This window comes from Arthrobacter sp. R3-55, from assembly GCF_054161505.1.
Genome location: NZ_CP096423.1, coordinates 4,483,490 through 4,508,741 on the forward strand (window position 1 = coordinate 4,483,490; position 25,252 = coordinate 4,508,741).

The following is a 25,252-nucleotide window of genomic DNA, read 5'->3' on the forward strand; positions in this document are numbered from 1 at the left end:
AAAAAGGGAGAGAATCCAAAAAAGTTGAAAAGACCCTGCGGGGGGACGCCGGGGGAAGGGCACCCGAGGGGTCAGAAGGGTCGACGGCAGCACACAACGCAGGGCCGCCCTGGAGCGGCCCTGCATTTGGGTAACTTACGGCTGAGGCTTTGCCTAGCTGAAGGTGTTGGTGAAGTTCTTGGTGATGACGCCCTGCCCGGCGAACCGGTAGTCCAGCGTTCCGGTTGCGGTGGAAGCAGGCATGGCTACTCCTAGAATGAAGGTGAGGTCATTGCCGGCCAGGGACTCGGTGCTGCAACGGATATTGCGGTCCCCCGAAGAGGCCGCGGCGCACGTCCACCCCGCAGGTGCGACCATTTTTCCAGCCAAGAATGTTGCCTGGTCCGGCAGGGTGAAGTCCACTTGGCCGGTGGTCGGTGTGCCCTGCCCCTGAAGCGAGAACTGCACTTTCAGTTCCCGCTCGACGGGGTTCGCTCCTGGAGCGGCCGTGAATGCGGCATCAACTGTTTGGGTGGCAGGTGCCACCTGAGGCACAACAGTGGGTGCCGGGGTCGACGTCACCGTACCTGAGTCCACAACAACGGCTCTCCGCGGCAGGGCGGCGGCTGGAGGAATCACGACGGCGGGAGGTTGCGGGAGCGCTGCTACCGGGCTATCGGTTCCGGGGGGTGCCTGCGAGGGCGCCACCGCGGGGAGTTCCTGCACCGCGGGCAATGTCTCGACCGGTGTTGGTGTGGGCACCGACGTTTCCTGGGCCGGTGGGAGATCGGAGATGGCCTCCGACGTTGCAGAGGACTGCGAAGCAGGGCTTGGCTGAAGGAACCACATAAGGGTTCCAGCCAAAGCCATGACGCCCACTATCAGGGCGGCCGACAACTTCCATGCGTTGCTGACGCCCCGGATTCCTTGGCCGGCAATATCTCCGGGCGCTGGGCTGCTCCCGGAAGCCCCGCTGCTTGCGCCTGTCCCGGCCCCGCCTGTCCCGGCCCCGCCGGCCGCAGTCCCGCCTGCCGCAGCGCCCCCGAAGCCGATCGCCGCTGCACCCGCAGGAGTGAAGGAGATTCCTGTCAACAAGGGGAACAGGATGGCGCGCATGCCGCCCTGAATGTCATTGAGCTCAATCAACAAGGCCATGCAGGTGGCGCAACCATCCAGATGGGCAGTGACCTTCTCCTTGGACGTACGCTTCAACGCATTGCGGGCGTACTTTCCCAACTGGCTGGCATATTCGCCGCAGGCTTGTTCCACCGTCCCGCTGATGTGCTGTTGGAGGTAGGCCTGGCGCAGGCCTTCCCTTGCCCTGAGCGCCAATGCCGAAACACCGTTGGGCGTCAGGCCAACAAAGGGAGCGGCCGCTGCCGGCTTCAAGCCTTCGATATCCAGATGCCACAGCACGGCCTGCCAGCGCTCGGGCAGGGACTTGAATGCCTTCGCCATCATGCTCGACTCAAGATCACTGACTACTTGATCGTTGTCCATGACCGGAGCATCGAGGATGGCGTCATCGTCCGCCATGGGAATCCGGCGCGCTTTGCGGTTTCGATCGTGGGCGGTTCGCCGCACCACGGTCAGGAGGTAGGAGCGGAAGAACTCCTTGGGTCCCTTGCCTTCGGTCAGCAGTTGAAAGATCGTGGCGAAGGATTCAGCAACGACGTCGTCTGCGTCGCTCGGGTTATCTGTCTGGGAGCGGGCCACGAACTGGGCCACTCTGACGTGCCGCTGGTATAGCACGTCAAAGGCGTCCGTGACACCTTCCCGCACCAAGGCGATGATCTGCGGATCGCTGCCACCGGCCGTCGCCGAAAGTGGTGACGCCCCGTCGGCGCTGACCGCAACTACTTGATCCATAAACAATAGTGTGACATCAGAAACGGCGTGACTTGAATCGATCGTCGGGGACCTGTAGAGAACTCTTACTTTCGCGTCACGTTTTGGACCTTGGCCGCACTAATAAACATGACCCTCCTAAACTCTGGTGCGAATCGAGGAATTATGGACATCCGCCGCCCCCGTCCCTTCCTGAAACTGATGCGTGCTGTCCACAGGGACGGATCCCAACAACCAGGCGGCATCGTCCGTGGATTGCCGCCTCACAGATCTGCTTCACTCGCCCGTAAGAAGAACGCCGGGCGTGCCACCTTGACCTACGCTGCGGACCGGCCGGTTGCCATCCCGGGCGATACCGTCATCTTTACGGCATGGATCACCAACGGCTCTGCAAGCCACTTGAGGAACGTGACGCTGGTGCCGCGATCCTTCACCAATGAGGGCATGGAAGTGCTGTGCTACACCTCGGAGCCCTGTGAATGCGACCTCCGGATACCCTTGCTGGCACCCGGCCAATCCGTGATGCGGAGTTTTTCGTATCTGGTCACTGATGCAGACCACATCCACGGCGGCAGCCTGGTCAGCGCCATGCAAGTCCACGCCACCTGCCGCGGCCAGGTTGTGTTCGATGAGAATGACGCAATCGTCTCGCTCAGCGGGGCGCGGAAGGACTGGCCCTTCCCGGTGGACAGGGCGGGACAGTCGCGAAAGCGGAGGTGGAGGAACGCAGAGCAGCCGGTCCCGGCCTAGGGCTCTATTCGTTGTCCGGGTCGCCTACCGGCTGACCGGCAGGCCAATCAACATCCTGCTCGTACCCTTCGTGCTTCTTGAGGTATGCGGCGATGTACGGGCAATGCGGGATGATGCGCTTGCCGGATGCCACCACATCATCAAGGGCAAAATGCGCCAGGACTTTCGCCAATCCCTGGCCGTTGAACCCGGGCTTCGTTTCAGTGTGGATGAAGTCGATGTGACCGGGCCGGTCAAGGAATTGCGAAATCACGGCCAACTCGCCGTCTACATGCAGCTCATAGCGGTGGAATTTGTCGTTGCGCACCGTAGTGACGCCAGGACGGAACGATTCTGCCAGTGAATCCGTGTACTCGGTCATGGTTCGAGATTGGCACTTAAACCGGGCTCTGGCAACGTAGACACCTTTGCGCCCGGTGACGCCGGGACCTTCGCTACGGGCGGTGGCGGTAACACGGGAGTAGGAACCCTGCCCAGCAACAGGACTGAAAGGGCAAAGCACGCCGCTCCCCCACCCAGCAAGGTAAGTGTCAGGCCGTTGAACGCCGCGTCCGCAACCGGGGTCAAGACGACGACGACGGCCGTCACCACAGCGGTACGCGAGGGACCCCGCGCGTGGCTGGCCGCCGTCGGACGGTTCTCCAGACGGCCAAAAAGCCACACCACCGGCACGAGCACCGCGACCACTGCAAGGAAGACAGGGATCCTGGCCCACCACCACTCCCCTGTTCCGGCCAGGGGCTTGGGCACGTTGGTGAGCAGCAACAACCCTGACATGCCCACCAGCAGAGGAAGATGCCACAGATAAACCGTCATGGACCTGCGGCCGGCTACTTCGATGACTGAACGGACCCACCGGACTTCCGCGAGCCAGGTGATGCCATTGCAGAGCAGGTGAAGCGTCGCTGCCTGGGATATGCCCAACAGCAGCATGCACAGATTGGGTGGGTTGATGTTCACCACCATGTTCCCCGGATAGACAGCCACGCCCGTCACCAGTCCGAGCAACAGATTGCTGGAGACCACAGCGCCCAGCAGCCAGGCGCGGCTGCGCTGTTCGAAGAAGCCGTCAGCCATCAAAAAACCCAACTGCTGGACTGCGCACCATACGAAGAGCATGTTTGCGAAAGCCAGCACGGGAAGGGCCCCGCGCAGGGAGTCGACGGTAATGACCAGGACCATCAAAGCAGCGAAAGCCGGCAGCGGTGCACGATCATGCATCCGGGCCAGGACCGGAATACTGATTTGAGCCGTGAGATAGGCGGCCAGGAACCACAGCGGCATGGCAGCGCCAGCGGTCATCAGTTGGATGACCTGGGGATGTACTCCCAGCAGAAGTGCCACCCACAGGCCTCCCCACATGATGGCGAGTAATGCCATGGCAGGGCGGACCAGGCGCAGGAGGCGGAGTTGGGCGAAGTCGAACCCGGTACCGCCGCGGGCCTTCAGGCGCCGCCATGATTGCAGGCCGGTCACACCACCCAGCACAAAGAAGAGCGGCACGATCATGAAGGCCCAGGCCACAGGGGTAAACCAGCTTTGGTCCATGAGCACGTTTTGGCTGGCCACCGTCCCGTCCTTTTGCAGAACCGGGTTGACCATCATGCAATGCGCAGCCACCACCAGGAGCAGGCAGGTGAAGCGGACAAGATCGATCGCCGGATCCCTCTGCGCAACCAAGTCCCGAGGTGCGCGAGGGTGCGCTTGCGGTTCCCGCTCCATGGCTCTCCCTTGGAACCCACGCACCTGCGTGTTGACTCCATTGTCCGCCCGGCGGAGTGGCAGGACCAGCAGGCGGCCCTTCCCGGCCGGCGCGTCATCCACAACCGGCAATGGGGGTCTGGACGAGGCTGGCAAACACCGGCAGGATCTAAGCCATGACTACCTCTATTTTCGTGAACCTCCCTGTCAGCGACCTCGAGGCCTCCAAGGCGTTCTACACGGCCCTTGGCTACTCCATCAATCCGAACTTCAGCGATGAAACCGCCGCTTGCGTGGTGTTCAGCGACACCATTTTCACCATGCTCCTGACCCACGCCAAGTTTGCTGAATACACCAAGCAGCCCATCGCGGACACCCAAAACTCGACGGCGGCAATAGTCGCCATTTCTGCCGATAGCCGTGAAGACGTGGATGCCCTGGCCACCAAGGCCCTTGCTGCCGGAGGTTCTGAAACCTACGACCCCATGGATATGGGGTTCATGTACGGCCGTGCCTTCCGTGACTTGGACGGGCACCACTGGGAAGTTGTTTGGATGGACCCCGCCGCGGCCCAGGACGGACCGCCGGAGTCCTAGCTGAGGCTGAGTCCTAGCTGAGAGCCAGTGCCAACACACCAAGCACGACGGCGAGCAGCGGCGTGGTTCCCTGAAGGGTAGCGGCGCGGAGGTACTTTTTGCCGCTGGCTGCGAGGACCAAAGCCGCCAGGAGCATGGATCCACAGCTGCTGAAGATCAGGGTCCAACCCACCTGCGGGGCACCCATTGCCACGGCAATGATGCCGATCAGGGCGCCGATGGCCAGGAACAGGTTGTAGAAGCCCTGGTTGTAGGCGAGGGGTTTGGTGGTTTCCGCATCCGCTTGGGACGTAATGCTGAACGTCTTCCACGTTTTCGGCTTGGTCCAGGTGATGGACTCCATGGTGAAGATGTAGACGTGGAGCAGGGCGGCAATCGTCGCAAAAATCAGGGAGGCCAGGATCATGTTTTGATCCTAGCCTCCCTGTGATGCCGTGCCCGGGCGCCGCGCTGCCCGTCAGGAGCTGAGCAGCTCCAACGTGGCGCCCGCAAAAGTCGCCGCAGAGACGTTCCACCGGCCCAGCAGGCCTTGCAGGTTCTCGCCATCGGCCCGGTGGGCCGTGGTGTGCGATTCCAAGGTGGCCAGGATCCCGGTGCGCAGTTCAGTGTTGAAGTTCACTTTGCCAACGTTCATGGAAGCTGCCTTGGAGAGCTCATCGGCCGGGATTCCCGAGGCGCCATGCAGCACCAACGGGACTGCGGTTTGCGCAGCGACGTCCTGCAGCACATCCCAGCGGATGTTTGGCTGGCCGTTGTACTTTCCGTGGACGTTGCCCACTGCGACGGCCAGGAGCTGGGCGCCTGTCCGCTCCACGAAGTCCGCCACCTGCGCCGGGTCAGTGAGTCCCGCAACGGAAGCACCGGCGTCGAGCGCTGAATCAGCGGCGCTGAAGGCCTTGTCCTCATCGCCCGCAAGGCCGCCGAGTTCTGCCTCAATCACGACGTCGGCAGCACCTGCCGCGTCCAGGGCGGCTCGGACCTCGCGGACCAGGGCGATGTTGTCCTCGTAAGGCAGGGACGAGCCATCGGCCAGCACGGCGTCCGCACCGGCAGCCGCGGATTCGAGAATGACCGTGAGCTCCGAGGCGTGGTCCAACTGGACCGAGACCGGGACGCTGGCGTCGTCGGCCAAGCCGCGCAGCGCCGTGATGAGGCGCAGCCCGTTGGCTGTGCCGGCGGTCTTCGGGGCCACCAGCAGGATCACTCCCAGGCGGGCTTCCTCGGCGGCCGAAACAACAGCCAACGCGGTAGTGAAGTCGTAGCAAGTGAAGGCGGGAACAGCGGAGCCGTTAGCCAGGGCAGAGCCAACCAGGTGATCGAGTCTGGTGCGCATTAGTGGGCCAGGCCTCCCACCAGGATCCAGGCGACGTACGTCAGCACAAAGCCGGCCAGGCCCAGGATGGTGGTGAGGACGGTCCAGGTCTTGAGGCCGTCTGACACGGTGAGTCCGTAGTAACGGATCACGGTCCAGAAGCCGGCGTCGGTGACGTGGGACAGGCCCAGCGAACCAAAGCCGATGGCGATCACAATGACGGCGATCTGGGCCGGCGTGTAGCCACCCTCCATGACAGCGGAAGTGAGCAGACCGGTGGTGGTCACAATCGCCACGGTGGCCGAACCCTGCGCGGCGCGCAGTGCCAGCGAGATGATGAAGCCGAGCACGATCACCGGCAGGCCCAGGCTGTCCAGCGTGTGGGACAGGGCCGCACCGATCCCCGAAGTGCGGAGGACTTCACCGAACACGCCACCGGCAGCAACCACCATGAGGATGGAAGCGATGGGAGGCAGCGCACCTTCGAAGATCTCGCCGGTTTCCTTGAGCGACCAGTTGCGGCGGACGGCCAGCAGGAAGAAGGAGAGCGCCACTGCTACGAGGAGCGCGAAGAACGGGTTACCGATGAACGCGGCCACGCCGTACCAGTAGTTGTCCTTGGGAATGGTCAGCGTGCCAACGGTGCCCAGGAGGATCTGGGCGATCGGTGCTGCAATCAGGAACATGATCAGGCCAGGACGCGGAGGGGCGATTGCACGGGCGCCCGGACCGTCGTGGCCAACGTGGACCAAGGACTCGGAGCCGAACTCTTCAACCTGTTGCTTGACGCCGGGGAGGAGCTCGTACTCCTTGCGGTTCATGATGCTGGCGACCCAGTAGGACAGGAAGCCGAGGGGGATGCAGATGATGAGCGAGATCATGGTGATGAGCCCGATGTCCGCGCCGAACACCCCTGCGCCTGCCACGATGCCCGGGTGCGGCGGGACAGCTACGTGAATGGAGAGCATGATGCCGGCCATGGGCAGGCCGAACTTGATGGGGTGGACGTTGGCGATCTTGGCGAAAGCGTAGACGATCGGAACGAGGACGATCACGCCCACTTCGAAGAACACGGGGATCGCCACGAGGAAGCCGACGGCGGTCAGCGCGACGGCAACGCGCTTGGCGCCGAGCTTTTCAGTGAAGTGGGTGGCCAGTGACTGCACGCCACCGGAGACCTCGATCATGCGGCCGAGGATGGCGCCAAGGGCGATCAGCAAGGCAACCTTGCCCATGGTGCTGCCCACACCTGTGGTCACTACGGTAAAGATGTCCTTGAGCGGAATCTGCGCGGCAATGCCCACCAGGATGCTGACGGCCAGCAGGGCTACGAAAGCCTGGATTTTGAAGCGGATGATCAGCACCAGCAGCAGGGCAATGCCGGCGGCTGCGATGGTCAGCAGAAGCGGCGTTCCCAGCTCCACTGCGGGTTTGATGGGCGGGGCATCGGCCGCCCGGACCATCAAGGAGTTGATGAGGGGATTCATTGGGGGTGTCTCCTTTGACATACCAGTCTAAAGAAGACCGGCGGGAGGTGGCGGCGACGGCGAAGGGGGGATCGCCGTCGTCGCACGTTCTGGTGGGGTGTTTAGGCAGTGCGCTTTGCGGGCGCAACAACCTTGATGACGGCAGAGTCGTCGGCAGCAGCGAGGCCCTGGGCCTGGCCGAGAAGATAGAGCTGTTCAGCAGCGGCGGCAACGGGTGCGGCCAGCCCGGCGGCGCGGGTCGCCTTGCCCACGATGCCCATGTCCTTGACGAATATATCGAGGCGGCTGAGGACTTCGGCGCCGTCTTCGGAGTAAGCCTCGAGGATGCGGGGGCCGCGGTTGGAGAGCATGAACGAACCGGCGGCCCCGGCTTCGAGGGCCGCAAGGGTCTTCGCCTGGTCCAGGCCAAGGGCATCAGCGAGGGCCATGGCCTCTGCTGCGGCGGCAATGTGAACGCCGCACAGGAGCTGGTTGACGGTTTTGAGTGCCTGGCCGTCGCCGGGCTTGTCGCCGACGATGCTCAGGGTGGAGGCCAGCAGTTCCAAGGCAGGGCGGGCCTTTTCGAGTGCCTCGGGCTCTGCACCCACGACGATCAGCAGGTCGCCTTCGCCGGCACGCTTGGGACCACCGGAAAGCGGCGCGTCCACGAGGGCCACACCGTATGCTGCAAGCTTTTCCACCGTGGCCGGGATGGCTTCGGTGCCCACGGTGCTGCCGAGGATCACGACGGCGCCCGGCTTCAGTACCGAGGCCACGCCGTTCTCGCCGAAGAGGACATCGTTGAGCTGTTCGCCATTGCGGACGGCCAGGAGCAGGGCGTCGGCGTCCTGGGAGGCTTCGCGGGCGGAGGCGAACGTCTTGATCCCGGCGGCGGCGGCGAGTTCCAGGCGCGGCTCTGCGATGTCGAAGCCGTGGACGGTCAGCTCGGAGGCGAGGCGGGTTGCCATGGGCAGGCCCATGGCGCCGAGGCCGAGGACGGTGATGGTGTAGTTGCTGCTGGTCATGGTGTTCTCCATTGAATTTTCTGCGGCTGGGGTTCTAGAAAGTGGCGCTGAGCTTGCGGGTGACGTCAGTCAGTGATTGGTCATCGCCCACGTTGCCCGCGAACACGATGTACGGGATGCCCTTGGCAGGACCATCCACCGGCTCCCAGAGCGAGACGATGCCCGGGAGCATGGGGCCGCGGACAATCGCGTGGCGGATTTCCAGGCCGTGAGCAGCGACATCCGAGGACGTGATGCCGCCCTTGGCGATGACGAACCGCGGCGGGAAGGTCTTCAGCGTCCGGTTCACCACGGCGACGACGGCGGCGGAGACGGTGCGGGCGATCTTCAGGCTCGCTGCGGGATCGTCGGTTTTGATGAGCAGACGGCTGGTGTGGACGATCACATCGCCCTTGCGGAGGGCGTCGACGACGTCGGACACGACGGTTTGGACGTAGGCGTCGGCTTCTGCTTCACCCGCGGTTTCGGTTCCGGCAATGAGCTTCTCGACGTCGATCTCGATGGTGCGCGCGGAGCTGTGCTCTGCGGTCAGTGAGTTGAGCTGGCGGGTGGTGACACCCACATGGGAGCCCACCACGATCAGGCCCCCGGCTGTGGAGGGATTGTTGCCCGCGTAGGCTTCCTCCGAGGTCAGGGCTGCGCGGATTTCCTGGCCGATGCGGCCCCTCACGAAGGGCGGGCCTACGCGGTAGAGGAGTTTCTTGCCGCGGCGTTCGGCTTCTTCGAGGCCCAGGGCGAGTGCGCGGAAGTCGTTCTCGGTGACGATGTCGGCCACGATCGGAGTGGAGTTGGTGGCGGGTTCCAGGGCATCGGCAATGGCCTTTGCGGAGATGGTGGGGTCCTGTGCGGAGGCCCCGGCGCGAATGGTGTTCAGGTCCAGGACGATGACGTCGCCGGCGGGGAATCGGCCGTGCGACTTCTCCTCCACATACTTGGCCATCTCTGAGTTGGCGAAGCCGAAGCTCGCGTCCTTGGCGAATTCCGTCTCGGCAACCGGGGTGAGGGTGCCTGCATTTCCGCCCGTCCCACGCATGTAGTGGACGCCACCGATGGTGACGCGGCCGGCGTCGGGAAATGCTGGAACGATCACTACGCCGTCAGTGGCTTCACCGGTTTCCGCCGCCACGGTGGCGGCGATGACGTCCGGTTCCAGGGGGTAGTGGCCACGAAGCGTGGAGTCGCTGCGGCTGACGAATCCCAGGCTCAACCGAGGACCATCACCGTTGCCGGCAGCTGCGGCGAGGGCGTTGCGGACGATTTCCTCGTTCCGGGCTGCAGCTTCAGCGGGGTCAAGGCTGCGGGTGTTGGTAAGGACGTAGACCGCAGGCTTGGTTTGGTTCTCGCGGATGTGTGTGAAGGCCCAAGTGAAGTCCTTGACCTCCCAGCGGGTGAGGACAGCGAGGTCCGCAACGGACTGCGTTCCCGTGGGGTCGTCGTCGAGGACTACCAGGATCTTGGGTGCTTCCGCAGACGACGCCGCAACGGCGTCGGCAACCAACTGAGCGGGAATCTGGACTTCCGCCGGGAAGGCGGCCAAAACGTCTGCTTCAAGGGTCACTGTGCACTCCATCGTGGGAAATCTCTGTAGCGGCTTGGTGAATGTAAGATGTCAGACATCTAACATTTGAATTAGTGTGACACACGACTCTTCACCACGCAAGGTGCTGCGCGTCACTAGGCTGGAGCCATGGCTGACAGTGCTGTTCCGCTCCCGTTCGTGAAAGTCCTCACGCCGGCCATTCCCGCAGGTCAGCGGATTCCCGCAGTGCTGGTCCACGGATGGGCCTCCGGTTCCGTGTATTGGGAACCGCTCGCGAAGAAACTGCTCGACGCCGGCCGCGAAGTTTGGATTCCGGACCTCCCCGGCTACCACCCGGGTGAGATCCTGCCTCCGGAATTTGAATGGTCCCTCGGTTCAGCGGCGGCCTCGCTGGCTTCGGCAATTGAGCTCCGCGGCAGCGGTCCCGTGCACTTGGTGGGCCACTCGATGGGCGGCAGTGTCTCGTTGACCCTCGCGGCAGCCCGCCCCGACCTTGTGGCCTCGCTGACCCTGGTGGGCATGGCACCGGTGCCGCAGAATCAGGGATTCAAAGAGGTGCTCAAGTCCCAGCTGGACCAGAAGTTTTTCGATGCCGAGACCAAAGTGAAGCTCATGAACGCTTGGTACGGAGAGCTCTCCGAGGCAGACATGGACCGGCTCAGCGCAGGCTTCGATGTGCCCTTCCCTGTTCTGTCCGCCAGCGCCTTGGCGGCCATGACCGGCGTCGAGCCTTCAGTCCCCGGGCGCGTCCACGCGCCACTGCTGGTGATCGCCGGAACTAAGGATCGGGTCCGGCCCATCGAACAGATGCGCGCCTTCGTGGCCCAAAGCCCGGCACGGCAGCTGAGAGCCATCACCGGCGCGGGGCACAACGTCCACTGGGAACGACCCCGGGAATGCGCAAAGGCACTGACCGGGTTTTGGGAAACAAGCCGACCACTGCCAGCGTAAGATGTCTGACAACCGCCCGTCCCAAGGGAAATCCGCGGGGAGCCGGACGATCTGAGGTACAGGAAATGGGGATACATGGCACGCAAGTCGCTGGTAGGCGTCGTGGCCGATGAACTGCTGGACCGGATTATCGCAGGCGAGTTTCCGCCCGGCACAGTGGTCCCCGGCGAGCTGGAGCTCAGCGCCAAGCACGAGGTCAGCCGCATGACAGTGCGCGAGGCCATGAAAACACTCGAAGCGCAGCGGATCCTTAGCGTTGAACGCGGCCGCGGAACCTTCGTCAATCCCCTCAATCAGTGGGCCTCGCTGGAAGCCGTACTGCGGGCGGCATCTGAGGGAACCAAGGACGCGGCCGCCGCGATCCAGCTCATTGAGCTCCGCCGCATGCTCGAAACCGGCGCGTGCGAGCTCGCCGCAGAGCGTATTTCCGATGACGAACTCGTGATCCTGACAGAACACGTCAACAAGATGCAGGCCGCCCATGAGGTCAACGACCTCGCAGCTTTCGTGGAAGCAGACCTGGCCTTCCACGACGTCATTCTCCACGCCTCCGGCAACGTCTTTGTTGCCGTACTCTTTGAACCGCTGCACCGGGTCCTCGAGGCACGCCGCACCGAAACATCGGCTTTCCCGGAGATCCAGGAACACGCGATCGGACACCACCGGAAGATCGCCACGGCCCTGGAATCCCGCAATCCCAACGAAGCCCGGCTTGCCATGGACGCTCACATGCAGCAGACGCTGGATGACCTGAAGACGTACGTGCTGGAGGCGTAGCTGGCACCGGCGTCTTAATTGTTGGACTCGGGCGATTTAAATCCTGCACAGGCAGGGTCTAGGAAAATCATTGATTTCCAGGGAATAATGGAACCATGCTCTTAATTGCTGGAAACCTCTCTGGAAAATTCTCCCCGTGAACCCACTCGATTTTCCCGAGTTCCCCTTTAGCTCTCCACTGGCGAAAGCCATTATCGACCTTGAACGGGTTCGCGCAGATTTAGGTGAAGGAACCACCGCTCCCGAGGTCTTCACGCAGTTGCGAACACTCTTTCAACTGCTGTCGAGCATTATGAGCGCACGCATCGAAGGCAATCGCAAGTCAATTGTGGATGCTGTTGCAGGCGTTCAGCTCGCGGACCGAGCCGACATCAAGCGGGACGACGGTGTTCAAGAGATCATCCAGCTCCAAGAAGCAACGGCTTTCGTCGACTCCGCGGTCGGCCGGGGGACGATACTGACGCACGGGTTTGTCCGGGAGCTGCACCGCATCTCCGTCGCCGGTTTGGAACGGGAAGGGGACCGCGCACCTGGTGCCTACAGGCTCGCCGATGTCACCATCAGCGGCTCATCGCACCGGCCGCCCTCGCCAGGGAGTGTGCACGGAGACATGACGGCACTCCTCGACTTCATCAATGCGGACGTAGATCAAAACTACGAGCTCCTCAAGATTGCGCTCGCCCACCATCGGTTCGTCTGGATTCATCCTTTCGGCAATGGCAATGGTCGTGTCGGGAGACTCATGACTTACGCCGCCATGCGGCGGCAAGGGTTCTCCGACACCGCCGGATACCGGGCGCTGAACCCAACGGCCGTATTTGGGGAGAACCGTGCCCTCTACTACGAACGACTCGAAGACGCCGACTCCCTCGAACCCGAGTCCCTGATTCGCTGGTCGACGTATGTCCTCGAAGGACTGCTGACAGACCTCAGGAGGCTGGCGAAACTCGGTGACAAGGACTTCGTTACGGAAGGCCTGCTGGTTCCCGCAATTGCAAGAGGCCTCGCCTCTTCGCGCTTCACGGCGGACGAAGCCCTGGCCTTGACCATCATCGCGCGCAAGGTTGACGTAAAGGCCGCAGACCTTAGTTCAGCATTCACAGGCTCAGCTGCGACACGAAGTCAAGCCATTCGAAAGCTCCTGGACCGCGGCGTCATTGAACCGATCGCCGAGGGGAAGAGATCCTACCGGCTTCGGCTGGCCCCGAGTGAACTAACGTCACTTCTGGTTCGGGAATTGGATCAATGGGGATTCCTGCCCCGCATTCTGCGCGATTAAGAATAGTCTCGCCCCCCCCTCAGCGGCGCAGGCTCTCGCTGGGCAGCTCACCGAAGGCCTTCACATAGAGCGCAGAGAAGCGCCCTTGGTGTGTAAACCCGCACAACTCCGCAACCGCCGTCACGCTTTGCTCACGGGGGTTCGCCTCCAGCAGCATCTCCCGGGCCCGGTCCAGGCGGATACTGCGGAGCATGTCCGACGGCGTCGCGCCCGTTTCCGCCCGCAGCGCGGTTTGGAGCGTGCGGACCGAAACGCCCAGGCACTCAGCGATGTCCGGTACCGTCAGTTCTTCAAATGCGTGCTTTTCCAACAGTTCACGGCATTCCCGGACCAGGCGGCTCTCGGAATCCACGTCCCGACTCTCTCCGCCAGGCGGTTCCATAGCCATCAGCAAACGCGAGATCATACTGTCCGCCAACAATCCCTGCACAAAGGCGGGAGCCGCGGACTCCGGCTGGCTGATCATGTCGTCATGAAGTTCGACGACGGCCCTCAAGAATGCGCGTCCAGCGGTACCTGAAAGGTCCATGCCGTAGCCCAGTCCACCCGGCGCCGTGCCGGTGAGCTGCCAGGCAACCCGCTCCAGCGCTGAGCGCCTGACATACACAATCATGTGCGGGCTGCCGCTGTCCCAGCTCATGGAGAAGGGCCTGTCCAGCGGAGGAACGGTGGCCATGGCCGGATTTGAGTCCACGGTGCTGGCACCCACTTGCATGGACGCATGCCCGGCCAGCGGGATCTGCACCAGGTGGAAGTCCTGGAGCCCCTCCGGCTCAATCCGAACGTCCGCGCCGTAGTCAAGGAACTCGATTCCCACGTCGCCGCGGTGAAGGGAGCGCAGCTTCATGTCCACGGATGCTTGGCGGGTCCTCGGGGCCAGCTCATGGCTGCAGAACAGCTCAGCAATTTTGGCGTGCGCTTGGTCTACGTCGGTGGTGGCCATGGTTGGGCGCCCCCGCAATACGTCACGAGGAAGAATCCTCACCATCCGCCACCTGCTTCACCGGTTTTTTCTGCTGCACGGGTCTTTTTCGTTTTTCGGATGATCCCCGCGTCGAGCGGATATTCCGGAGTCCAGCCACTCTCTAGAGTCGCCTTCAGGACCAGTATGACGCAGCTCACAGAACTGCGACAGTTGCGGGAGCGAGGTGAGGACAAGTGAAGAACATCAAGCTGGTGCATGACCGGCGGGACGAATGGGATCAGGGTCACTTCGAACTCTGGGCGGCGGAGCTTCGGGCCAGGGAAACCCGCCTCACTTCCGCGGCCTGGGTCGGCTGGCACGAAGAAGAGGAGGACCCTGCGTAATTCGGATAATCCCCGCACCAAATGGATATTCCGAAAGACCGCGGCTGCCTAGAGTCACTTGCAGGACAACTATGACGCACGTCATATTTCCGTAACATCATCGTCGCAGGAAAGGGTTTGGCACATGTCAGCACTCAAGGGCAGGACAGCGATAGTTACCGGTGGGGCCACCAAGGTGGGCCAGGGCGTGGTCACCGCCTTGCGGGACGCTGGAGCTGTGGTGGTGGTTGCGGATATAGACCCCGACGGCGCCTCCCTCGCCGCCGGGTTGGGCGAAGGAGTCCACTACTCCCACACAGATATCACGGATGATGCGGCCGTGGACCGGCTGGTCAGCGGGACCGCGGCCCGGCACGGCAGCCTGGACATCCTGGTGAACCTGGCCTGCACCTACAAGGACGACGGCGGAGCATCAGGCCGGGCAGACTGGCTCGAAGCACTCAACGTCAACCTTGTCAGCGCGGTAGTGGCAAGCAACGCAGCCCGCCCCTACCTCAAGGCATCCGGACACGGTGCCATCATCAACTTCACCTCCATTTCCAGCTCGGTGGCCCAGACCGGGCGCTGGCTCTACCCGGCCAGCAAAGCAGCCTTGGTCCAGGTCACCCGCAGCATGGCCGTGGACTTCGCACCGGACGGCATCCGGGTCAACTCGGTCAGCCCCGGTTGGGTGTGGAGCAACATCATGGATTCCCTCAGCAACGGGAACCTCGAAAAGACGGACGCCGTGGCAGCCCCGTTCCATGTACTCAAGCGCGTTGGCCGCCCGCACGAGGTGGGCGACGTCGTCGCGTTCCTCGCCGGCGACCAAGCCAGTTTCGTGACCGGCGCGGATTGGGCCGTCGACGGCGGTTACTCCGCTTTGGGACCGGAACGCGCCGAAGAAACCATCCCCCTGCTTGCCGCCAACTAGCGAGCGGCCCCACCTCCACCCGCAAACAGACCAAGAGAAAAGGGCAACACCATGACGCAACGCCACATCACCATCGTCGGAGCCGGCCAGTCAGGGCTTCAGCTCGGAATCGGCCTCCTCGACGCCGGCTTCCAGGTCACCACCATCTCCAACCGCACACCTGAGCAAATCCATGACGGCAAAGTAGCCTCCAGCCAATGTATTTTCCACAACGCCCTGGAGCACGAGCGGGCCTTGGGATTGGATTTCTGGCCCGACGCACCCACCGTTGACGGCATTTCGTTCACCATCCCCCACCCGGAGTTGCCGGGCGAAAAGGCCATCAGCTGGGCTTCCCGCCTGGACCACCACGCCAAATCCATCGACCAGCGCGTGAAGTTCCCCAAATTCATGGAGGAGTTCACGGCGCGTGGCGGGGAACTGGTCTTCGAGGATGCCGGCGTGGCTGAGCTGGAGAAGTACACGCAGAACTCGGATCTGGTGATTGTGGCGGCCGGCAAGGGCGAAATTGCGCAGCTCTTCACCCGCGACGCCGAACGCAGCACTTACGACGCCCCACAACGGGCCCTGGCATTGACCTACGTCAAGGGCCTGAAACCCCGCGATGAGTACTCGGCGGTCTCGTTCAACCTCATCCCCGGCGTGGGCGAGTACTTCGTCTTCCCGGCACTGACCACCACCGGCCCTTGCGAAATCATGGTCTTCGAAGGGGTCCCAGGCGGACCCATGGACACCTGGAAGGGCCTCTCCCCCGAGGAACACCTGCAGAATTCCAAGGACATCCTCAACACCTTCCTGCCTTGGGAGGCCGAGCGGGCCACGGACGTGGAACTGACCGACCCCAACGGCGTTTTGCAGGGCCGCTTTGCCCCTACCGTCCGCCACCCCATTGCTACGCTGCCCAGCGGACGGCAGGTACTGGGCCTGGCCGACGTCGTGGTGTTGAACGATCCCATCACCGGTCAGGGCTCCAACAACGCGAGCAAGTGCGCGGCGTCTTACCTGGACAGCATCCTCCAGCACGGAAGCGGGCCATTCGATGCAGGTTTCATGCAGGCCACGTTCGAGCGCTATTGGGATTACGCCCAGCACGTTGCACACTGGACAAATGCCCTCCTGGCCCCGCCGCCACCCCACGTCCTTGAACTCCTGGGCGCCGCGAACAGTGAGCCGGACATCGCCCACCGCTTTGCCAACGGCTTCAACCACCCGCCGGAATTCCAGGAGTGGTTCATGTACCCGGACAAAGCTGCTGACTACCTGGCCGGCCTCTCGGCTGCCAAGGTTTCCTAGCACGCCCCTGCTAAAAAGGACTCAACCATGCGAAAAATAGCAATCGTGGGGGCCGGGGAATCCGGCGCGCAACTGGCCCTGGGCCTGCAGCGGGACGGCTACTCCGTGACTCTCCTGTCCGACCGTTCGGCGGCCCAGATCCGCACCGGCAAAGTCATGTCCAGCCAGTGCATGTTCTCCACAGCCCTGGATGCCGAAGCCCAGATGGGAACAGCACTTACCGGGTTCTATGAGTCCGGCTCCGTCCCGGGCATCACCGCCATCCGGCTGCGGGTGGATGGGGACGAGCCCATCGAATGGGAAGCCCCTTTGGACGGCCCCGCCCGCTCCATCGATCAACGGATCAAGAGCGCCCTCTGGATCGAGACGTTCGTAGCCGCTGGCGGTGACTTCCGCATTGAGCAGGTCACCCCCCGCATGCTCGAAGAACTCACCCATGACTACGAGCTGGTGATTGTCAGCACCGGCAAGGGTGAGATCGGCCGGATTTTCCCGCGGGACAAGGCGAAATCACCCTTCGACCGGCCGCAACGGGTCCTTGCGCTCAACTACGTCACGCCCGACGACGGTGCTGCCGCCGGCGACGGTGACGCTATCCGCATGTCCATGGCCCCCGGCGCCGGCGAGTTCTTTACCTTTCCCGGCCTGACCGTCACCGGACCGTGCCGCATGATGGTGTTCGAAGGCGTGGTGGGCGGCCCCATGGACCGCTGGACCGCCGTCGGGACACCGCAAGAGCAACTGGAACGGTCTCTGGAAATCCTGCGTGAGCACTTCCCGCACGAGGCAGAAAACTTCGCCACTGCCGAACTGACCGACGACGGCGCCACCCTCTTGGGGCGCATCACGCCCACGGTGAGGTCCGCCGTCGGGGAACTTGGGAACGGGAAACTGGTGTTCGGGCTCGGCGACGCCGTTGTCCTGAACGATCCCCTCACCGGGCAGGGCTCCAATAACGCCACCCTGGCCGCGAAATACTACCTGGACGCGATTGTTCGCCGGGGCGGCGAGCCTTTCGACCGACACTGGATGGAGCGGACGTTCGATGAGTTCTGGCGTGGATGGGGCCAGTGGGCCGTGGAGTGGACCAATGACCTCCTCAAGCCGCGCCGTGACCACCAGAAAACGCTGCTCAGCGAAGCTGCGGAACACCCGGCTTTGGCAGCTGGCATCGCGGCAGGATTCGATGATCCCCGGACGTCGTACCCCTGGTGGTTCGATCCCACAGCCGCCGCCGACTTCATGCAGGCTCGCAAAGAAGAGGACACCTCAGTTTTCGACGTCCGTGATTTCAGGGGTGCCTTGGGCCAGTTCGCCACAGGCGTTACCGTGGTGACCACTGTTGCTACCGACGGCCGGAAGGTGGGCATGACCGCGAACTCGTTCACGTCAGTCTCCATGGAACCGCCGTTGGTGCTGTGGTGCCCCGGCAAACGCTCACCCAGCCTGGGTGACTTTGAAAACGCCACCCACTTTGCCATCAACATCCTGGCCAGCGACCAGCACGTCCTGTCCCGCCAGTTCGCAACTCCGGCTACCGACAAATTTGCCGGAGCCGGGACCGCCGAGGGCATCGCCGGCGTTCCGCTGCTGGACGGTGCGGTGGCCACCTTCCAGTGCCGTACGGTCTCACGGTACGACGCCGGCGACCACGTCATCTATGTGGGTGAAGTGGAGAAATACGACTACGACGGCGGCGCTCCCCTGGTGTTCCATGCCGGCAAGTACCACGCCACAGCCAGCCACCCGGACTTCTAGCCACCCTCTTGAAAGGTGCGGACATGGACGATTCAGTTGACGTAGCGATCATAGGCTCGGGCATCAATTCCCTGGTTGCGGCTGCCGAGCTGGCTATGGCCGGGAAACGAGTGTGCATCATCGAACGCTCGGAACGGCTGGGTGGCTTCATCCATTCCGATGAGCGGACTCTTCCGGGCTTCATCCACGATTCCTTCTCTTCCTGGCACCCACTGTTCGTTTCCGGCGGCGCCTACGTGGCATTGGGAAAGGAACTGCACGCGCGGGGCTTGGAGTACTGCAACACCACCGGAGCTGTGACCGCGAGCGTTGCCGCGGATCCGGTCACGGGTGCTCACCGCGTGGTGATTGCCCAGCGGGATCCGGGTGAGACGGCTGCTGCGTTAACCTCCCCTGGCGACCAGGCTGCCTATGGGGCAATGCTGGACGATCTTGGACGGAATGCCGGCACGGTGTTCGGGGCGTTCGGCGCGGAACTGAGATCCTTCGGGGAAGTCGCGAAGATTGCCTTTGGTGCTGTACGCCGGGGGCGTTTCACCGGCACGGAGGCTTTCATCAGGGACTCGGTGATGAGCGGCAGGAACTACACCCGCAGCCGCTTTGACGGGTGGGAAGCGGACCAACTCTGGTCGCCTTGGCTCCTGCACGCAGGGCTGGGCCCGGACCAGGCAACCGGCGGTGTCATGTTGCCGGTGATGGCCATGAGCATGCACAGCTTTGGGCTCCCGATCGTGAAGGGTGGGGCGTCCAGGTTCGTGGCCGCGTTTGAGTCACTGCTGCGCGACAACGGCGTCCGGATCATGCTGGGAGCTGAGGCCGAGGAGATCCTGGTGGACTCCGGCGGCGGCTCCACGAAGGGTGGCTCCGTCACCGGCGTCCGGACGTCGCAAGGACTGGTTTCCGCCGGCACGGTGCTCGCAAACGTTTCACCCCAAGCCCTCTACACCCGGCTCCTTCGCCAGCCGCCGGCCGGCACTGCCGACGCAGCAGCCCGCTACCAGAACGGCCGCGGCGCCATGCAGATTCATCTGGCCCTGGACAAGCCTGTGGAGTGGCTCGATCCACGGCTCAACGAGGTTCCACTGGTGCACATCAGCAACGGCTCTGACAGCACGGGAATTGCGTGCGCCCAGGCCGAAGCCGGCCTGCTTCCCAGCGAACCAACTGTGGTGGTGGGACAGCAGTGTGTCCTGGATCCGTCCCGGGCTCCTGAAGGCAAAGCCACACTGTGGCTGCAACTGCAGGAAGTCCCGTTCGCGCCGGTAGGCGATGCGGCCGGGCAACTCTCCGTTGCGGAGGGCTGGACTGAGGGGTTGAAACAGAGCTACCTGGCCCGGGTCCTTGACCGCTTGGAGCAGTTCGCGCCGGGTACCCGGGCTACGGTTCTTGCTTCAGATGTCATTGCTCCCACTGACCTGGCCGCCACGAATCCCAACGCTGTGAACGGCGACCCCTACGGAGGTTCCGCAGAGCTTTTCCAAAACCTGCTGTGGCGGCCGTTCCCCGCGGCGGCAGGCCACCGCACCGCCGTCGACGGTCTTTGGCACATCGGCGCATCGACGCATCCCGGGCCCGGCCTTTCCGGCGGTTCCGGACACCTGGTGGCGCAAAAACTGACCGCACCGCCTTCACCACTTTCCCGTCTTCAAACAGCACTTAAACCAAGCAAGCGATAGGAGAACAATGTCTGTTCTGGCCGGGCTCACTGCAGCCCTTTCGAGTGGTTCGGTGGAAATCATCGATCTCACCACGCCCCTGAGTTCTGAAACCCCCATCCTGAACCTGCCGCAGCCGTTCGCGAACACGGTGGGTCTGTCGGTTTCGCCGGTCAGTAATTTCGACGACGCCGGACCGGCCTGGGCGTGGAACGACGTCACCGTGGGCGAACACGCCGGGACGCACCTGGACGCGCCGGTGCACTGGATCACCGGCAAGGACGGCAAGTCAGTAGACCAGATCGAACCGCACCGCCTGATGGGGCCGGTAGCCGTGATCGACAAGACCGACGAGGTTGCCGCGGACCCGGATTTCCTGCTGGAACCGGAACATTTTGAGCAGTGGCAGGAAGAACACGGCGCTTTCCCGGAGAACTGCTGGATCATTTTCCGGACCGGTTGGGCGGCCCGCGGCGCTGACGCTGCGGCTTTCGTCAACGCGGACGACGCCGGACCCCACACTCCCGGGGTCTCCGCCGCGGGTGCCAAATGGCTTGCGGGCAACGCCTCGATCAGCGGTTTCGGTGTGGAGACCGTGGGCATCGACGCCGGCCAGGCGGGCTCCTTGGATCCGATGTTCCCCGTGCACTCGTTCCTCCTGGGCGCGGACAAGTACGGCGTGACCTCGCTGCGAAACGTGGACCGGCTCCCTATCACCGGCGCCACCCTGGTGGTAGCGCCGCTGCCGATCGTGGGCGGCACGGGAAGCCCCAGCCGCGTGTACGCACTGGTTGAAAAAGATGCGGTGGAAAAGGCATGAGCGAGCAAGTACGCGTCTCCACGCTGGTGGGCAGGACGCTGGCGAAGCTCGACGTCGGGCACGTTTTCGGGGTGGTGGGCTCCGGCAACTTCGATGTCACCGGCACCCTCATGGCCGAAGGCATTCCGTTCACCGCGGCCCGGCACGAGGGCGGCGCGGCGACCATGGCCGATGCTTACTCCCGGATGTCCGGCAAAGTGGGTGTGGTCTCCACCCATCAGGGCTGCGGGCTGAGCAATGCCATCACGGGAATCGGGGAGGCAGCCAAAAGCCGCACGCCCATGATCGTGCTGACCGCCGATACCCAGGCCGCCGCTATCAGGTCCAACTTCAAGATCGACCAGGACGCCTTGGCCCGCAGCGTAGGAGCCGTGGCCGAGCGCATCCACTCCCCCGCAAGCGCTGTTGCGGACACTGTCAGGGCCTACCGGACGGCGGTGAACGAGCGCCGCACCGTGGTGTTGAGCCTGCCGTTGGATATCCAAGGTGCCAGTTCGGCGGACGAGGTGGATGCCGTCGTCGTGCCTGAGCCGTTGAAGGTCCGCCCGGACGCTGCCGGGGTGCAGCACCTGGTGGCGCTGATCGCCGCGGCGGAACGGCCCGTGTTCGTCGCCGGACGTGGTGGCAGGGGCGCAAGGGAAGAGATCCTGGAGTTGGCCCGGCACGCCGGTGCGCTGGTGGCGACCTCCGCCGTGGCGAGCGGACTGTTCAACGGCGACACCCACAACCTCGGGATTTCGGGCGGTTTCTCCTCACCGCTGACGGCGGAGCTCATCAGCGGTGCGGACCTGATTGTGGGCTGGGGCTGCGCGCTGAACATGTGGACCATGCGGAATGGGCGACTCATCTCCGCCGGCACCAAAGTAGTGCAGATCGACGTCGAAGATTCCGCACTCGGCGCCAACCGGCCCATCACCCTCGGAGTGCTGGGCGACTCGGCACTGACCGCCGCCGATGCCTTGGAGGCCCTGCGCTCCGGGCAGACCGAGCCGGTTGAAAAGTACCGCACCGAAGCCAACGCCCTCGCCATCAAGCAAGGCTCCAGGTGGCGGGACGTGGACACCGAAGACCTGTCCACGGCGACGTCCATCGACCCCCGCGTTCTCACCCGAGAGCTTGATTCGCTGCTGCCCGCCGAGAGGATTGTGGCCGTGGATTCGGGCAACTTCATGGGCTACCCCAGCCAATACCTCGCGGTGCCGGATGAGTTCGGGTTCTGCTTCACGCAGGCGTTCCAAGCTATTGGCTTGGGCTTGTACACGGCCATCGGGGCCGCCTTGGCCCAACCGCACCGGCTACCCGTGCTGGGCGCCGGCGACGGTGGCTTCCTCATGGGCATCAGCGAACTCGAAACCGCCGCGCGGCTCAAACTGCCCCTGGTGTGCATCGTCTACAACGACGCAGCTTACGGCGCCGAGGTGCATCACTTCGCTTCGGAACACACCGAGGCAGAGCTCGCCAGCGTGGTGTTCCCGGAGACGGACATCGCCGCAATTGCGCGCGGATTCGGGGCTGAAGGTGTGACGGTACGGACCGTGGCGGACCTGGAAGCTGTGCGTCCGTGGATCGCGGCCTACCAAGCCGGAACCCAGGACCGGCCTCTGGTGATCGACGCGAAGATCGCCTCGGACGGCGGCTCGTGGTGGCTGGCTGAAGCGTTCCAAGGCCACTAGTTAGGTGGGGCGGTGCTGGCGCGAATTACCAGCTCCGTCGCCACCTCAAGGGCTGCCGGGGAATCGAGACCCGGCTGCTCGATCTGTTCCGTGAGCATGCCCACGGCCATCGATGCCAGTTGCGCCAGGGGTTGCCGAACCGTGGTCAGGGGCGGTGAGGTCAGCGCGGCCTGGGCAATGTCATCGAAACCCACCACGCTGAGGTCGGCAGGGATTTTCAAGGACCGCTGCGTGGCGGCGTTCATGACGCCGAGCGCCTGCAAATCGCTGCCCGTGAAGATCGCGGTAGGCCGCTCGGGAAGGTCAAGGAGTTCCCCGCCCAGGCGAAGGCCGGACTCGATGCTGAAGTCGCCGTCGCGCACGAACTCGGGAAGCACCGGGAGCCCGGCTTCGTGCAACGCGGCGGCGTAGGCGGCGTAACGCGCCCGGCCATGGCCGGGGCTGTGCACGCGGCCCGTGATGATTCCAATGCGTTGATGGCCCAGGCTCAACAGGTGGGACACAGCACCCAACGCTCCGGAGAACGACGCCGGGCTGACGCTGGGAATTCGCAGTCCCTCGGACCCTTCGGGATCGATGGCGACAGCCGGAATGTTCATTGCCCGGGTTTGGTCCACCAAGGCTGAACCTTGGCGCGGAGCCAGCAGCATCACCCCGTCAAGGCGGTTGCCGGAGGGCTCCCGAAGCTTCTGCCAAGCCTCAGCGGTAGCGTTTACTGCCCGCGTGTAGGCCACGGTATAGCCCATGCGCGCAGCGGCAGCTTCCACGCCTTCCATGGTCTCCAGGACCCACGGTGAATCGAAATTGTTGACCACCAGTTGCAGCAGTCCGGGCTCCGTGACGGTGCTTCGCTTGGTGTAATCCAGCTCCTCCAAGGCCTGCTGGACACGAGCGCGGGTAGCTTCGGAAACGTGCGAACGGCCGTTCAGCACCTTCGACACGGTGGGAACGGAGACACCCGCAGCCGCAGCCACGTCTGCAATCCTGGGGCGTGGAGTGGCGGTCAACGGGGCGGTCCTTGAACTCATGGGGAAACTGAAGCGGCCATGCGCGGAGCCGTTGACCGGCGGACCGGCGCAGTTTCAACCCGCACGGGTCCAACGATAACACTGCCGCTTTCGCGGGAACCCAGGGGCGAAGCCGTGAAAATACCCAGCTCAGCCCCGATCCACCGCCCCTCCACTACGTCAAAATCCCACAGGGGAATCTGCCACGGATCAGCGGGACCCACCCGCCAAGCAAAGGTGGCCCGTGGGGTCTCATCCGTGCGGATCTGGAGCTCAATCCGTGGTCCGGGAAGGTCCACCGCACGCCCCACAGGAAGTTCTTGCGGACCTTCGCTACCGGTGCCGCTGCCCAGGACATACCCGTCACCGGTCCGCACGATCCCCAGCCACGCGTACCGCTGGCCAAGAATCACGACGCCGGCCCGGGTTCCGGCCGGGACATCGTCCAATTCCAGCGTGGTGGTGAAGGTGGACGGTACCCCGGGAAGGATCTGGCCCAGAACGTTGGGAAGTTCCCTGAGGTTGATGGGATCGTTGGCCTGTGGGCGCAGGACCAGGTGTCCTCCTCCACAGGTGGACAGCCATTCTTTGCGGGGATTGGCCTGCCAGTGCCATTGCGGCCCCAGGCCGGGCGAGGTGAAGTTGTCGCTGGTGGGAGGTGCCACGTTATCCGGCGAAGTACCCGCCGGGTAGGGATGGACCAGAACCGGCGTCCCCGGACCGCCGTCGGCCGCTGGCGCTCCCATCCATGGCCATCCATCCGCGTCCCAACCCATGGGTTGGAGGTGGACCACGCGGCCGTAGGCGCCGCGGTCCTGGAAGTGCAGGAACCAATCCTGCCCTTCAGGAGTGGTGACCCAAGCGCCCTGATGGGGGCCATTTACCGGAGAGTCACCCTGCTCCAGTACCCGGCGTTCCTCGTAAGGCCCAAAAGGCGAGTGCGAACGGAAGACCGACTGCCATCCGGTGGACACCCCGCCGGCGGGTGCGAAGATCCAGTACCAGTCGCCGCGCTTGTAGAATTTCGGGCCCTCGAGGGTGGTGAACCCGGGCAGGTCCTCGCCGTTGATGACGTGCGTTCCGTGATCCAGCAATCTGGTGGCGTCAGGACTCATCCGGTGGACCGTCAGGCGGTTCTTCACCCCTATGCGGCTTTTCGCCCATCCATGAACGAGGTACGCCTGTCCGTCGTCGTCCCACAGCGGGCAGGGATCTATCAGGCCCCGGCCGGCATACAGGAGGTGCGGTGCGCTCCACGGCCCTTCCGGGTTTTCCGCGCTCAGGACAAAGATGCCGTGATCAGGATCGGGGTAGAAGATCCAGAATTTGCCGTCGTGATGGCGGAGCGCGGGAGCCCACACGCCGCTTCCGTGGCGCACCAGGGAGTAGTGGTTCGTTTGCGGCAACTCCGCGAGGGCATGCCCGGCGTGCTCCCAATCCACCAGATTCGTGGAGCGCAGCACCGGCAGGCCCGGCACGCGGTTGAAGCTGGAGGCGATCAGATAGTAGGTTCCCCCAACCTGGACGGCATCGGGGTCCGGCCAGTCACCGTTGAGGATGGGGTTGCTGTACTCGGGCACGCGGTGTCGATTTCCCATAGC

Annotated in this window: 23 protein-coding genes; 12 read left to right on the forward strand and 11 right to left on the reverse strand. The window is 63.8% G+C overall.

Annotation, left to right across the window (positions count from 1 at the left end):
* Nucleotides 1-153: 153 nt before the first annotated feature.
* A complete protein-coding gene (locus M1D51_RS20495; RefSeq protein ID WP_458107830.1) occupies nt 154-1,848 on the reverse strand; it encodes a sigma-70 family RNA polymerase sigma factor in 1,695 nt (564 codons plus the stop codon).
* A gap of 144 nt (nt 1,849-1,992) precedes the next feature.
* Here M1D51_RS20495 and M1D51_RS20500 point away from each other — a divergent pair, with 144 nt between their 5' ends.
* On the forward strand, nt 1,993-2,577 hold the full coding sequence (locus tag M1D51_RS20500) for a hypothetical protein (RefSeq protein ID WP_458107831.1): 585 nt from the start codon (nt 1,993-1,995) through the stop codon (nt 2,575-2,577).
* Nucleotides 2,578-2,581: 4 nt separating this feature from the next.
* On the opposite strand, the gene M1D51_RS20505 is transcribed toward M1D51_RS20500, so the two are convergent.
* On the reverse strand, nt 2,582-2,938 hold the full coding sequence (locus M1D51_RS20505; protein ID WP_172323376.1) for a GNAT family N-acetyltransferase: 357 nt from the start codon (nt 2,936-2,938) through the stop codon (nt 2,582-2,584).
* Nucleotides 2,935-4,299 (reverse strand): acyltransferase family protein, encoded by a 1,365-nt coding sequence (locus M1D51_RS20510; RefSeq protein WP_458107832.1) that lies wholly within the window; start codon nt 4,297-4,299, stop codon nt 2,935-2,937. The genes M1D51_RS20505 and M1D51_RS20510 overlap by 4 nt, the downstream gene beginning before the upstream one ends.
* 155 nt (nt 4,300-4,454) lie before the next feature.
* Between M1D51_RS20510 and M1D51_RS20515 the strand changes: the two genes are divergently transcribed.
* Nucleotides 4,455-4,874, forward strand: a complete 420-nt coding sequence (locus tag M1D51_RS20515) for a VOC family protein (protein WP_172323380.1) — start codon at nt 4,455-4,457, stop codon at nt 4,872-4,874.
* Between the two features lie 13 nt (nt 4,875-4,887).
* On the opposite strand, the gene M1D51_RS20520 is transcribed toward M1D51_RS20515, so the two are convergent.
* The 5 genes from M1D51_RS20520 to M1D51_RS20540 all read right to left on the reverse strand — a co-directional run bounded on the left by M1D51_RS20520 (nt 4,888) and on the right by M1D51_RS20540 (nt 10,235).
* Nucleotides 4,888-5,280, reverse strand: a complete 393-nt coding sequence (locus M1D51_RS20520) for a DUF1304 domain-containing protein (protein ID WP_172323382.1) — start codon at nt 5,278-5,280, stop codon at nt 4,888-4,890.
* A 51-nt stretch (nt 5,281-5,331) separates the two neighbouring features.
* Nucleotides 5,332-6,207 (reverse strand): class II fructose-bisphosphate aldolase, encoded by an 876-nt coding sequence (locus M1D51_RS20525; protein WP_458107833.1) that lies wholly within the window; start codon nt 6,205-6,207, stop codon nt 5,332-5,334.
* Entirely contained in the window at nt 6,207-7,673 is a 1,467-nt protein-coding gene (locus M1D51_RS20530; RefSeq protein ID WP_458107834.1) for a GntP family transporter, read from the reverse strand. Before M1D51_RS20530 ends, M1D51_RS20525 begins: the two co-directional genes overlap by 1 nt.
* Before the next feature lie 101 nt (nt 7,674-7,774).
* Nucleotides 7,775-8,677 carry an NAD(P)-dependent oxidoreductase gene (locus tag M1D51_RS20535; protein WP_172323388.1) on the reverse strand — a complete coding sequence of 301 codons (903 nt, stop codon included), beginning with the start codon at nt 8,675-8,677 and terminating at the stop codon, nt 7,775-7,777.
* Between the two features lie 34 nt (nt 8,678-8,711).
* Nucleotides 8,712-10,235, reverse strand: a complete 1,524-nt coding sequence (locus M1D51_RS20540; RefSeq protein WP_458107835.1) for a four-carbon acid sugar kinase family protein — start codon at nt 10,233-10,235, stop codon at nt 8,712-8,714.
* 129 nt (nt 10,236-10,364) lie between these two features.
* Between M1D51_RS20540 and M1D51_RS20545 the strand changes: the two genes are divergently transcribed.
* From M1D51_RS20545 to M1D51_RS20555, 3 genes are all read left to right on the forward strand, one after another.
* Complete coding sequence (locus M1D51_RS20545) at nt 10,365-11,168, forward strand: alpha/beta fold hydrolase (RefSeq protein ID WP_458107836.1); 804 nt, start codon at nt 10,365-10,367, stop codon at nt 11,166-11,168.
* Nucleotides 11,169-11,243: 75 nt separating this feature from the next.
* The gene (locus tag M1D51_RS20550) at nt 11,244-11,945 is read left to right on the forward strand and encodes a FadR/GntR family transcriptional regulator (protein ID WP_458107837.1); all 702 of its coding nucleotides are present in this window, start codon (nt 11,244-11,246) and stop codon (nt 11,943-11,945) included.
* Nucleotides 11,946-12,081: 136 nt separating this feature from the next.
* Nucleotides 12,082-13,224 carry a Fic family protein gene (locus M1D51_RS20555; RefSeq protein WP_458107838.1) on the forward strand — a complete coding sequence of 381 codons (1,143 nt, stop codon included), beginning with the start codon at nt 12,082-12,084 and terminating at the stop codon, nt 13,222-13,224.
* A 19-nt stretch (nt 13,225-13,243) separates the two neighbouring features.
* On the opposite strand, the gene M1D51_RS20560 is transcribed toward M1D51_RS20555, so the two are convergent.
* A complete protein-coding gene (locus M1D51_RS20560; RefSeq protein ID WP_458107839.1) occupies nt 13,244-14,167 on the reverse strand; it encodes an AraC family transcriptional regulator in 924 nt (307 codons plus the stop codon).
* Between the two features lie 215 nt (nt 14,168-14,382).
* Between M1D51_RS20560 and M1D51_RS20565 the strand changes: the two genes are divergently transcribed.
* The 7 genes from M1D51_RS20565 to M1D51_RS20595 all read left to right on the forward strand — a co-directional run bounded on the left by M1D51_RS20565 (nt 14,383) and on the right by M1D51_RS20595 (nt 22,644).
* On the forward strand, nt 14,383-14,532 hold the full coding sequence (locus M1D51_RS20565; protein WP_172323400.1) for a hypothetical protein: 150 nt from the start codon (nt 14,383-14,385) through the stop codon (nt 14,530-14,532).
* Nucleotides 14,533-14,656: 124 nt separating this feature from the next.
* Nucleotides 14,657-15,445 carry an SDR family oxidoreductase gene (locus M1D51_RS20570; RefSeq protein ID WP_458107840.1) on the forward strand — a complete coding sequence of 263 codons (789 nt, stop codon included), beginning with the start codon at nt 14,657-14,659 and terminating at the stop codon, nt 15,443-15,445.
* 51 nt (nt 15,446-15,496) lie between these two features.
* A complete protein-coding gene (locus tag M1D51_RS20575; RefSeq protein ID WP_458107841.1) occupies nt 15,497-16,738 on the forward strand; it encodes a styrene monooxygenase/indole monooxygenase family protein in 1,242 nt (413 codons plus the stop codon).
* 27 nt (nt 16,739-16,765) lie between these two features.
* A complete protein-coding gene (locus M1D51_RS20580) occupies nt 16,766-18,496 on the forward strand; it encodes a flavin reductase (protein ID WP_458107842.1) in 1,731 nt (576 codons plus the stop codon).
* 23 nt (nt 18,497-18,519) lie between these two features.
* Entirely contained in the window at nt 18,520-20,172 is a 1,653-nt protein-coding gene (locus tag M1D51_RS20585; RefSeq protein WP_458107843.1) for a phytoene desaturase family protein, read from the forward strand.
* Between the two features lie 7 nt (nt 20,173-20,179).
* The gene (locus tag M1D51_RS20590) at nt 20,180-20,971 is read left to right on the forward strand and encodes a cyclase family protein (protein WP_458107844.1); all 792 of its coding nucleotides are present in this window, start codon (nt 20,180-20,182) and stop codon (nt 20,969-20,971) included.
* The gene (locus M1D51_RS20595) at nt 20,968-22,644 is read left to right on the forward strand and encodes a thiamine pyrophosphate-binding protein (protein ID WP_458107845.1); all 1,677 of its coding nucleotides are present in this window, start codon (nt 20,968-20,970) and stop codon (nt 22,642-22,644) included. The genes M1D51_RS20590 and M1D51_RS20595 overlap by 4 nt, the downstream gene beginning before the upstream one ends.
* Here M1D51_RS20595 and M1D51_RS20600 read toward each other — a convergent pair.
* Together M1D51_RS20600 and M1D51_RS20605 are read right to left on the reverse strand one after the other, a co-directional pair.
* Nucleotides 22,641-23,672 carry a LacI family DNA-binding transcriptional regulator gene (locus M1D51_RS20600; RefSeq protein WP_458107846.1) on the reverse strand — a complete coding sequence of 344 codons (1,032 nt, stop codon included), beginning with the start codon at nt 23,670-23,672 and terminating at the stop codon, nt 22,641-22,643. The two genes, M1D51_RS20595 and M1D51_RS20600, sit on opposite strands and share 4 nt — an antisense overlap.
* Nucleotides 23,669-25,249, reverse strand: a complete 1,581-nt coding sequence (locus M1D51_RS20605; RefSeq protein ID WP_458107847.1) for a family 43 glycosylhydrolase — start codon at nt 25,247-25,249, stop codon at nt 23,669-23,671. The genes M1D51_RS20600 and M1D51_RS20605 overlap by 4 nt, the downstream gene beginning before the upstream one ends.
* Nucleotides 25,250-25,252: the final 3 nt, after the last annotated feature.

Excerpts from the sequence above, each read along its gene's own strand:
- M1D51_RS20495 (WP_458107830.1), bottom strand. The coding sequence starts at position 1,848 with ATGGATCAAGTAGTTGCGGTCAGCGCCGACGGGGCGTCACCACTTTCG.
- M1D51_RS20500 (WP_458107831.1), top strand. The coding sequence starts at position 1,993 with ATGGACATCCGCCGCCCCCGTCCCTTCCTGAAACTGATGCGTGCTGTC.
- M1D51_RS20505 (WP_172323376.1), bottom strand. The coding sequence starts at position 2,938 with ATGACCGAGTACACGGATTCACTGGCAGAATCGTTCCGTCCTGGCGTC.
- M1D51_RS20510 (WP_458107832.1), bottom strand. The coding sequence starts at position 4,299 with ATGGAGCGGGAACCGCAAGCGCACCCTCGCGCACCTCGGGACTTGGTT.
- M1D51_RS20515 (WP_172323380.1), top strand. The coding sequence starts at position 4,455 with ATGACTACCTCTATTTTCGTGAACCTCCCTGTCAGCGACCTCGAGGCC.
- M1D51_RS20520 (WP_172323382.1), bottom strand. The coding sequence starts at position 5,280 with ATGATCCTGGCCTCCCTGATTTTTGCGACGATTGCCGCCCTGCTCCAC.
- M1D51_RS20525 (WP_458107833.1), bottom strand. The coding sequence starts at position 6,207 with ATGCGCACCAGACTCGATCACCTGGTTGGCTCTGCCCTGGCTAACGGC.
- M1D51_RS20530 (WP_458107834.1), bottom strand. The coding sequence starts at position 7,673 with ATGAATCCCCTCATCAACTCCTTGATGGTCCGGGCGGCCGATGCCCCG.
- M1D51_RS20535 (WP_172323388.1), bottom strand. The coding sequence starts at position 8,677 with ATGACCAGCAGCAACTACACCATCACCGTCCTCGGCCTCGGCGCCATG.
- M1D51_RS20545 (WP_458107836.1), top strand. The coding sequence starts at position 10,365 with ATGGCTGACAGTGCTGTTCCGCTCCCGTTCGTGAAAGTCCTCACGCCG.
- M1D51_RS20550 (WP_458107837.1), top strand. The coding sequence starts at position 11,244 with ATGGCACGCAAGTCGCTGGTAGGCGTCGTGGCCGATGAACTGCTGGAC.
- M1D51_RS20560 (WP_458107839.1), bottom strand. The coding sequence starts at position 14,167 with ATGGCCACCACCGACGTAGACCAAGCGCACGCCAAAATTGCTGAGCTG.
- M1D51_RS20570 (WP_458107840.1), top strand. The coding sequence starts at position 14,657 with ATGTCAGCACTCAAGGGCAGGACAGCGATAGTTACCGGTGGGGCCACC.
- M1D51_RS20575 (WP_458107841.1), top strand. The coding sequence starts at position 15,497 with ATGACGCAACGCCACATCACCATCGTCGGAGCCGGCCAGTCAGGGCTT.
- M1D51_RS20580 (WP_458107842.1), top strand. The coding sequence starts at position 16,766 with ATGCGAAAAATAGCAATCGTGGGGGCCGGGGAATCCGGCGCGCAACTG.
- M1D51_RS20585 (WP_458107843.1), top strand. The coding sequence starts at position 18,520 with ATGGACGATTCAGTTGACGTAGCGATCATAGGCTCGGGCATCAATTCC.
- M1D51_RS20590 (WP_458107844.1), top strand. The coding sequence starts at position 20,180 with ATGTCTGTTCTGGCCGGGCTCACTGCAGCCCTTTCGAGTGGTTCGGTG.
- M1D51_RS20595 (WP_458107845.1), top strand. The coding sequence starts at position 20,968 with ATGAGCGAGCAAGTACGCGTCTCCACGCTGGTGGGCAGGACGCTGGCG.
- M1D51_RS20600 (WP_458107846.1), bottom strand. The coding sequence starts at position 23,672 with ATGAGTTCAAGGACCGCCCCGTTGACCGCCACTCCACGCCCCAGGATT.
- M1D51_RS20605 (WP_458107847.1), bottom strand. The coding sequence starts at position 25,249 with ATGGGAAATCGACACCGCGTGCCCGAGTACAGCAACCCCATCCTCAAC.